This window comes from Streptosporangium sp. NPDC050855 (genome assembly GCF_044456585.1).
GTDB lineage: Bacteria > Actinomycetota > Actinomycetes > Streptosporangiales > Streptosporangiaceae > Streptosporangium > Streptosporangium longisporum.
This window is the reverse complement of record NZ_JBITFY010000004.1, coordinates 175,884-183,190: the sequence shown is the minus strand read 5'-3', so window position 1 is coordinate 183,190 and position 7,307 is coordinate 175,884. Positions and strand designations below refer to the sequence as shown.

The window sequence follows — 7,307 nt, the reverse complement described above, 5'->3', positions numbered from 1 at the left end:
GTTGGCCGGTCTCAAGGTGGACGTCGGTGAGCTCAAGCAGGATGTGGCCGTCCTGAAGGTGGACATGGTCGAGGTCAAGCAGGACGTCGCCGGGCTCAAGCAGGACTTCGGGGTCATGGACGGGAAGCTCGACCGGATCATCCTCTTCCTGGGCATGCCCGCCGCCTGAGAGGTCTCAGGCCGGGCGGACCACCGGGGTGCCGGTGAGACGGGCTCCGGCGGAGCCGAGCTCGGCGAGGGCGGCCTCGGTGGTCGGGGCGGCAACCCCGGCGGTGAGGTCCAGCAGCACCTGGACGGAGAGGCCGTGCGCGACCGCGTCCAGGGCGGTGGCCCGGACGCAGTGGTCGGTGGCGATGCCGACGACGTCCACCGTGTCCACGCCGCGCTCGTCCAGCCAGTCGGCCAGGCTCGTGCCGTCGGGGGCGGCTCCCTCGAAGCCGCTGTAGGCGGCGGCGTGCGCCCCCTTGCTGAACACCTCCTCGACGCGTCCGACCTCCAGGGCCGGGTGGAAGTCCGAGCCGCGTGTCCCGACGACGCAGTGGACGGGCCAGGAGGTGACGTAGTCGGGCTCGGCGGCGAAGTGCGAGCCGGGGTCCACGTGGTAGTCGCGGGTGGCCACGACGTGGTCGTAGCCGTGGGTGGCGGCGTGCCGGGAGATGGCGGCCGCCACCTCGGCGCCGCCGCCCACCGGCAGGCTGCCGCCCTCGCAGAAGTCGTTCTGGACGTCGACGATGATCAGTGCGGTTGGCATGGGGCTAGTCAAACACGGTCGGGATCGCGGCGTACCCCCGGGACAGCTGGTGGGCGTTGGGGGGCAGCTCGGCGAGGGACTCGCGGTGCCGCGCGCGGGCCGTCACGAGCCCCTCGCGGCCGACGACCTCGCCGTCCCTGACCAGCGGGACCTGGAGCGGGCGGGCGCCGTCCGGGTGCTCGCCGGAGACGGTGACCACCTCGGCGGCGGCGGTGCCGTCCGGTTCCAGCTCGCGGAAGGCGGTCTTGCGCCCGCCCTGGCTGGGCTTGCCCACCGACTTCTTGGCCACCGGCCGCATGACCCCCTCGGCGTCCTCACGGGCCACCAGCTTGTACACCATGGCGGCGGTGGGGGAGCCGGAGCCGGTGACCAGCGAGGTGCCGACGCCGTAGCCGTCCACCGGCGCCGCGGACAGCGCCGCGATGGCGTACTCGTCGAGGTCGCTGGTGACGATGATCCTGGTCTTGTGGGCGCCGAGCCCGTCGAGCTGCTCGCGGACCTCGTGGGCCATCTGGGCGAGGTCGCCGGAGTCCAGGCGGATCGCGCCCAGCGTCGGTCCCGCCAGCTCCACCGCGGTCCGTACGGCCTCGGTCACGTCGTAGGTGTCCACCAGCAGCGTGGTGGCGGCGCCGAGGGAGTCGAGCTGGGCCCGGAAGGCCTGCTCCTCGGAGTCGTGCAGCAGGGTGAAGGCGTGGGCCGCGGTCCCGGCGGTCGGGACCCCGTACGTCCGGCCCGCCATGAGGTTGGAGGTGGCGGAGAACCCGCACAGGTACGCGGCCCGCGCGGCGGCCACGGCGGAGGACTCGTGGGTGCGCCGCGAGCCCATCTCGATGAGCGGCCTGGTCCCGGCGGCGTGGACCATCCGCGCGGCCGCGGAGGCGATCGCGCAGTCGTGGTTGAAGATGGACAGGATCACGGTCTCCAGCAGGACCGCCTCGGCGAACGTCCCCTCCACCGTCATGATCGGGGAGCCGGGGAAGTAGCACTCGCCCTCGGCGTAGCCGTCCACCCGCCCGGAGAAGCGGTACCCGGCGAGGAACTCCAGGGTGGGCTCGTCGACCACCTGGCTCGCGCGCAGGAACTCCAGCGTCTCCTCGTCGAAGCGGAAGGCCTCCAGGGCGTCCAGGAACCGGCCGGTCCCGGCGACGACGCCGTAGCGCCGCCCGTCCGGGAGATGGCGGGCGAACACCTCGAAGACCGCCCGCCTGCTCCAGGCGCCGCTTTTCAGGGCGGCCTCCAGCATCGTCAGCTCATAGTGATCGGTAAGCAACGCGGTGCTCATGCTCTTTGTCACGAGTCGAAGACTAAGCCCGGGGTAGGGCAGACTGGTGAATGTGGGTAGCACCGCTCCAACGGAGGTCGAGCGTCCGTCAATCGACGTACGACCCGATCTGCCATGGTTGACGATCGTCTGGAACGACCCGGTCAACCTGATGTCCTATGTGACGTACGTCTTCCAGTCCGTCTTCGGATACTCCAAGGAGAAGGCGGAGAAGCTGATGCTCGACGTGCACCACAAGGGCAGGGCCGTGGTCTCCAGCGGCACCCGCGAGGAGATGGAGCGCGACGCGCAGATCATGCACTCCTACGGGCTCTGGGCGACCGTCCAGCGGGATTCGTGAGCGGACGGCGGGGCCGGTGCCGTCCGTGCCCCCTGTGGCGGCCGGGATCCGAAGGGCGCACGGGATCCGGAGGGCGGACGGGGTCCCAGGGGCGGACGGGTCCTTGGCGCGGTCCGCGAGGAACGGTGGGCGGAAGATGAGTTCGGGATTCAGGCAGGGCCCGGAAGGCGGCGTGATCACGGTCTTCGACGCCGCCGAGGTGTCGATCCTGCGCTCGCTGGTCACGCAGATCCTGGGGCTCATCGAGCCGGGCGAGACCGGCGACGACCCCCTGGAGAAGGCCCTGGGCATCGGCTCCTCCGAGCAGTCCAACGACCCGGTGCTGGCCCGGCTGTTCCCCTCGGCGTACGAGGACGGGGAGGACGCCGCGGAGTTCCGCCGCTACACCGAGGCGACGCTGCGCGAGGGCAAGCGGGCCGACGCCAGGACCATGCTGGACAGCGCCGAGGCCGGCCGGGTCGAGCTGACCAGGGAGCAGGCGCAGGCGTGGATGCGGGCCCTGAACGACGTGCGTCTCGCGCTCGGCACCCGGCTGGAGGTGACCGAGGAGGTGCACGACGAGATCGCCGACATGTCGGAGAACGATCCTCGCTATCCGGCGTACGTCATCTACGACTGGCTGACCTACCTCCAGGACACCCTGGTCCGGGCCCTTTGGTAACTTCCCCCTATGCTCACGATCTCTCGGGAACTGGTCGACCGGATCATCGCGCACGCTCGGGCGGATCACCCCGACGAGGCCTGCGGGGTGATCGCCGGGCCGATCGGCTCCGACTCTCCCGAACGGTTCGTCGCGATGGAGAACGCCGAGCGGTCGCCGACGTTCTACCGGTTCGACTCGATGGAGCAGCTGCGCGTCTGGCGGGAGATGGACGACCGCGACGAGGAACCGGTGGTGATCTACCACTCGCACACGTCCACCGAGGCCTACCCCTCGCGCACCGACATCTCCTACGCCTCCGAGCCGAACGCGCACTACGTGCTGGTCTCCACCCGTGAGGAGCTGGGCGAGGAGGCCGAGTTCCGCTCGTACCGGATCGTCGACGGGGTGGTGAGCGAGGAGGAGGTGACGATCACCCCCGCGGGGTCCTCACCCGGTACGGACGCGAGGTGAATCGTCCCTTTGGGTAAACTGGTCCTCATGTCGATCGCCGCCCCGAGCCAGGAGGACGTGGTGCTCCCGCGTCCCGGCTCCCGGGCACGGCACGCGGGCGTCGCACCCGTGCAGAACTTCCTGTTCGCGCACACGCCCTCCGTCGTCGTCTACGAGTGTCGCCGGCCGGTTCCGCTGGAATCCCCCGGTGCCCACCGGTGTTCTGATCCGATGGGCTGCACTCCCATGACGACACAAGGAGATTGACCCGCGATGGCCATCGAGGTTCGCATTCCGACCATCCTGCGCACCTACACCGACGGCGCCAAGGCCGTGGACGCCAAGGGCGCCACGCTCGAGGAGCTGATCGGTGACCTGGAGTCCCGCCACCCCGGCCTCAAGGAGCGCCTGATCGACAAGGGCGCGCTCCGCCGCTTCGTGAACGTCTACCTGAACGACGAGGACGTCCGGTTCCTGGGCGGGCTGGAGACCCCGGTCGCCGACGGCGACACGGTCACCGTGCTGCCCGCCGTGGCCGGCGGTTCCCGCTAGCGGAGCGCGACGCCGCCCGTCCCGCGCACCTCGCGGGCCGGTCGGCGCGTGCCGCAGGTCCCGGCCTGCACCACCAGGCATGTCACCCCGAGGCGGAAGCCGTACATCATGCGCTTTGACTCACTGATCGACTCGGTCGGCCGGACCCCTCTGGTCGGCCTGCCCCGGCTGTCCCCCTCGCAGGACGTGCGGGTCTGGGCCAAGCTCGAAGACCGCAACCCGACGGGTTCGATCAAGGATCGTCCGGCGCTGTGGATGATCGAGCAGGCCGAGAAGGACGGGCTGCTCCGGCCGGGCTGCACCATCCTCGAACCCACCAGCGGCAACACCGGCATCTCGCTGGCGATGTCGGCGCGGCTCAAGGGCTACCGGCTGATCTGCGTGATGCCGGAGAACACCTCCGAGGAGCGCCGCCAGCTGCTGCGGATGTGGGGGGCCAAGATCATCTCCTCGCCCGCGGCGGGCGGTTCCAACGAGGCGGTCAGGGTCGCCAAGGGCCTGGCCGCGGAGAACCCCGACTGGGTGATGCTCTACCAGTACGGCAACCCGGCCAACTGGCGTTCGCACTACGAGTCGACCGGGCCGGAGATCCTGGCGGACCTGCCGTCGGTCACCCACTTCGTGGCCGGCCTGGGCACCACCGGCACCCTGATGGGCGTCGGCCGGTTCCTGCGCGAGCACGTCCCCGACGTGAAGATCGTCGCCGCCGAGCCGCGGTACGGCGAGCTGGTGTACGGGCTGCGCAACGTGGACGAGGGCTTCATCCCCGAGCTGTACGACGCCGACGTGCTGACCACGCGGTTCTCCGTCTCCTCCGCCGACGCGCTGCGCCGCACCCGCGAGCTGCTGGACGGTGAGGGGATCTTCGCGGGCGTCTCCACCGGGGCCGCCCTGCACGCGGCGCTCGGCGTGGCGGCCAAGGCCGTCAAGGCGGGGGAGCGGGCCGACGTCGTGTTCGTGGTCGCGGACGGCGGCTGGAAGTACCTGTCCACCGGTGCCTACGAGGGAACGCTGGACGAGGCCGAGGAGCGGCTGGAGGGTCAGCTCTGGGCCTGATCCCGAGCCGGGTCGTCCCCTCCGGGGAGGCCCCGGGAGGACGGGTCCGAGGCCCGGAAGAACCGGAAAGGCCGGCCCCCGATCGGGGGCCGGCCCTTTTTCGTCCGCCGGTACCGGTGAGGGCTAGTTGAACAGCAGCCTCAGCGAGAAGCTGGCCTCGCTGCCGGACTGGGTGCCGCTCATGCCCACGGCGCGGAGCACCTGGAGGTTGGCCCTCTCCTCGCCCTGCAGGGTGCCGAGGTAGAGCTTCTCCACCTTGTCCAGGTCGACATAGGCGGCGAAGGTGGCCTTGTCGGCGTCGGGGACGGCGAGCTGGAAGGTCTCGCTGTCGCCCAGGCCGCCGTCCTTGCCGAGCTCGGCGGCGTAGTCCTGGGAGCCGGCCAGGACGAAGGTCCCGTCACCGGCGACCTTGGCGAGCTGCGGCGTGGCGGCCCCGGAGTCGACGAGGAACTTCTCGATCTTGCCGACGACCTCCTGGGCCTTGGCCGGGTCGGTGACGATCTTCGCGCCGAACCGGGGCTGGTTGCTCTCGATGCCGTTGGCGTCCACGGCCAGGGTGATGTTCTTGCCGAGCAGCGTCACCAGGTCGGCGGGGAGCTGCAGCCCGTACTTCTGCTGGGCCTGGTCGGCGAACTGCTGGAAGCCGGCGTTCCCGCCCGCGGCCTGGTCGGCCGACTTCATGATCTGCGCCCACTGCTTGCCGATCACCTCGCCGAGACCGGAGAAGGAGACCGCGCCCGCGGTGGAGGCCGGGAGCGTGCTGATCCGCGACGCCTCCGGGGTGCCCATGTCCAGGCTCTGGGCGCCGCGGCTGATGCCCGCGAGCTCGACGTACTCGCCGTCGAAGCGCAGGGCGCCCGCGACCCGGACGTTCTTGATCTGGTTCAGGGTGGCCGGGTCCTGGGTGGCCAGCTCGGGGGCCAGCGCCGCGATCTTGCCCGCGTCCATCCAGAAGGAGAGCACGCCGGTCTCGCCGAGGGCGCCCAGGTCGTCGGTGAAGGAGGCGTTCTCGCTCAGCGGCGCGGCCGCCGCGGCCTGGTCGGCCTCGGGCTGGGTGGCGGTGAGCAGCGCGTAGTCGTCGCGGAACGCGATGCCGTACTTCTCCTTGCCCATCAGCTTGGCGATGCCGGCCTTGGCCTGGTCCTGGTCCTTGACCTGGACCGCCACCACGACGCCGGGAACCGCCGCGCCCTTGCCCGAGGGCAGGGCGGCGAGGCCGATGCGGTCGCCGAGCCAGGGCTCGACGTCGGTGGCGTAGTCGATCGCGCCGAAGTCGTCGGCGTTGCCCTTCTTCAGCATGTCGAAGACGGCCTGGCGCGGGTCCTCGCCGGTGAAGGAGTCCTTGGTGACGGTGAACTTCCGGGCGATGCTGAACAGCGCCACCTTCTGGTTCGCCGCGGGGTCGAGGTCGAGCCGCACGTAGCCGATGGCGTTGGAGGGCAGGACGTCGTGCGGCTGCGTGCCGCCACCGCTGAGCATGCTGGCCGCGAAGACGCCGCCGCCGCCCACGAGGGCCACGACCACCGCGGCGATCACCGCGAACAGCCAGCCCCTGCGCTTCTTGGCGGCGGGAGGTCCGGCGGGCGGGCCGGCGCTCAGGAAGTCGGGGCCCTGCTGCTGCCAGCCCCCGGCCTGCTGGCCGTAGTTGTTCTGCTGCCCGTACGGCTGGCCCGCCTGCTGCCCGTAGGTCTGCTGGCCGTAGGTCTGCTCGCCGTACGGCTGACCGGCCTGCTGACCGTAACCCTGCTGCTGGTGACCGGCCTGGCCGTAGGGCTGACCGGCCTGCTGGCCGTAGTTGTTCTGCTGCCCGTACGGCTGGCCCGCCTGCTGCCCGTACCCCTGCTGCCCGTAGGGCTGACCGGACTGGCCGGGGGTGTGCTGCCCGTAGGGCCCGCCCTGCTGCGGGTAGGGCTGCCCCTGCCGGCCGCCGGGCTGGGAGTATCCGGCCTGGCCCTGCGGGTGGGCCTGCGTGTGCGGCTGGTCGTTGTGCTGCGCACCCTCATTCCAGCGGTAGGCGATCGTCCTGTCGGGCTGCTGCCCCGGCGTGGGCGTCTGGTCGGGGGGATTGTTGGCAGGCATGCTCACTCACAATGTGGATTTCGCGGATATGGATGAAGTTAGTGCACTTTGCTAGCAGTCCGCTTGCATTGAACTAACTACACGTTTGGTCCGTCTAAATCGCCTCGCGGCCCGTCCCCGGGGCCCCGACCTGCCCGGCCGTCCCGTGCCGACG

The 7,307-nt window shown here is 70.8% G+C and carries 9 protein-coding genes; 6 read left to right on the top strand and 3 right to left on the bottom strand.

The window, feature by feature from the left end:
* Positions 1-175: 175 nt before the first annotated feature.
* Both ACIBCT_RS11600 and ACIBCT_RS11595 read right to left on the bottom strand, forming a co-directional pair.
* Positions 176-751 (bottom strand): nicotinamidase, encoded by a 576-nt coding sequence (locus tag ACIBCT_RS11600; RefSeq protein WP_399187405.1) that lies wholly within the window; start codon positions 749-751, stop codon positions 176-178.
* A gap of 4 nt (positions 752-755) precedes the next feature.
* Positions 756-2,045 (bottom strand): nicotinate phosphoribosyltransferase, encoded by a 1,290-nt coding sequence (locus tag ACIBCT_RS11595; protein ID WP_399187403.1) that lies wholly within the window; start codon positions 2,043-2,045, stop codon positions 756-758.
* 40 nt (positions 2,046-2,085) lie between these two features.
* On the opposite strand from ACIBCT_RS11595, the gene clpS reads away from it, so the two are divergent.
* The 6 genes from clpS to ACIBCT_RS11565 all read left to right on the top strand — a co-directional run bounded on the left by clpS (position 2,086) and on the right by ACIBCT_RS11565 (position 5,074).
* Entirely contained in the window at positions 2,086-2,373 is a 288-nt protein-coding gene (gene clpS / locus ACIBCT_RS11590; protein ID WP_344888582.1) for an ATP-dependent Clp protease adapter ClpS, read from the top strand.
* 136 nt (positions 2,374-2,509) lie between these two features.
* Positions 2,510-3,034, top strand: coding sequence for a DUF2017 domain-containing protein (locus ACIBCT_RS11585; RefSeq protein ID WP_344888056.1), 525 nt, complete (start codon positions 2,510-2,512; stop codon positions 3,032-3,034).
* Positions 3,035-3,043: 9 nt separating this feature from the next.
* Positions 3,044-3,487 (top strand): M67 family metallopeptidase, encoded by a 444-nt coding sequence (locus tag ACIBCT_RS11580; protein ID WP_344888059.1) that lies wholly within the window; start codon positions 3,044-3,046, stop codon positions 3,485-3,487.
* A 27-nt stretch (positions 3,488-3,514) separates the two neighbouring features.
* Positions 3,515-3,733 (top strand): hypothetical protein, encoded by a 219-nt coding sequence (locus tag ACIBCT_RS11575; RefSeq protein WP_399187400.1) that lies wholly within the window; start codon positions 3,515-3,517, stop codon positions 3,731-3,733.
* A gap of 6 nt (positions 3,734-3,739) precedes the next feature.
* On the top strand, positions 3,740-4,018 hold the full coding sequence (locus ACIBCT_RS11570; protein WP_344888062.1) for a MoaD/ThiS family protein: 279 nt from the start codon (positions 3,740-3,742) through the stop codon (positions 4,016-4,018).
* 108 nt (positions 4,019-4,126) lie between these two features.
* Positions 4,127-5,074: a cysteine synthase gene (locus ACIBCT_RS11565; RefSeq protein WP_344888065.1), complete on the top strand. Its 948-nt coding sequence runs from the start codon at positions 4,127-4,129 to the stop codon at positions 5,072-5,074.
* Between the two features lie 123 nt (positions 5,075-5,197).
* Here ACIBCT_RS11565 and ACIBCT_RS11560 read toward each other — a convergent pair whose 3' ends face one another.
* Positions 5,198-7,153, bottom strand: coding sequence for a DUF3352 domain-containing protein (locus ACIBCT_RS11560; protein ID WP_399187397.1), 1,956 nt, complete (start codon positions 7,151-7,153; stop codon positions 5,198-5,200).
* Between the last annotated feature and the right edge of the window lie 154 nt (positions 7,154-7,307).

What these genes read in the sequence shown, in the direction of transcription:
- ACIBCT_RS11565 (WP_344888065.1), top strand. Translation starts at nt 4,127, where the DNA reads ATGCGCTTTGACTCACTGATCGACTCGGTCGGCCGGACCCCTCTGGTC.
- ACIBCT_RS11585 (WP_344888056.1), top strand. Translation starts at nt 2,510, where the DNA reads ATGAGTTCGGGATTCAGGCAGGGCCCGGAAGGCGGCGTGATCACGGTC.
- ACIBCT_RS11560 (WP_399187397.1), bottom strand. Translation starts at nt 7,153, where the DNA reads ATGCCTGCCAACAATCCCCCCGACCAGACGCCCACGCCGGGGCAGCAG.
- ACIBCT_RS11570 (WP_344888062.1), top strand. Translation starts at nt 3,740, where the DNA reads ATGGCCATCGAGGTTCGCATTCCGACCATCCTGCGCACCTACACCGAC.
- ACIBCT_RS11575 (WP_399187400.1), top strand. Translation starts at nt 3,515, where the DNA reads ATGTCGATCGCCGCCCCGAGCCAGGAGGACGTGGTGCTCCCGCGTCCC.
- ACIBCT_RS11580 (WP_344888059.1), top strand. Translation starts at nt 3,044, where the DNA reads ATGCTCACGATCTCTCGGGAACTGGTCGACCGGATCATCGCGCACGCT.
- ACIBCT_RS11600 (WP_399187405.1), bottom strand. Translation starts at nt 751, where the DNA reads ATGCCAACCGCACTGATCATCGTCGACGTCCAGAACGACTTCTGCGAG.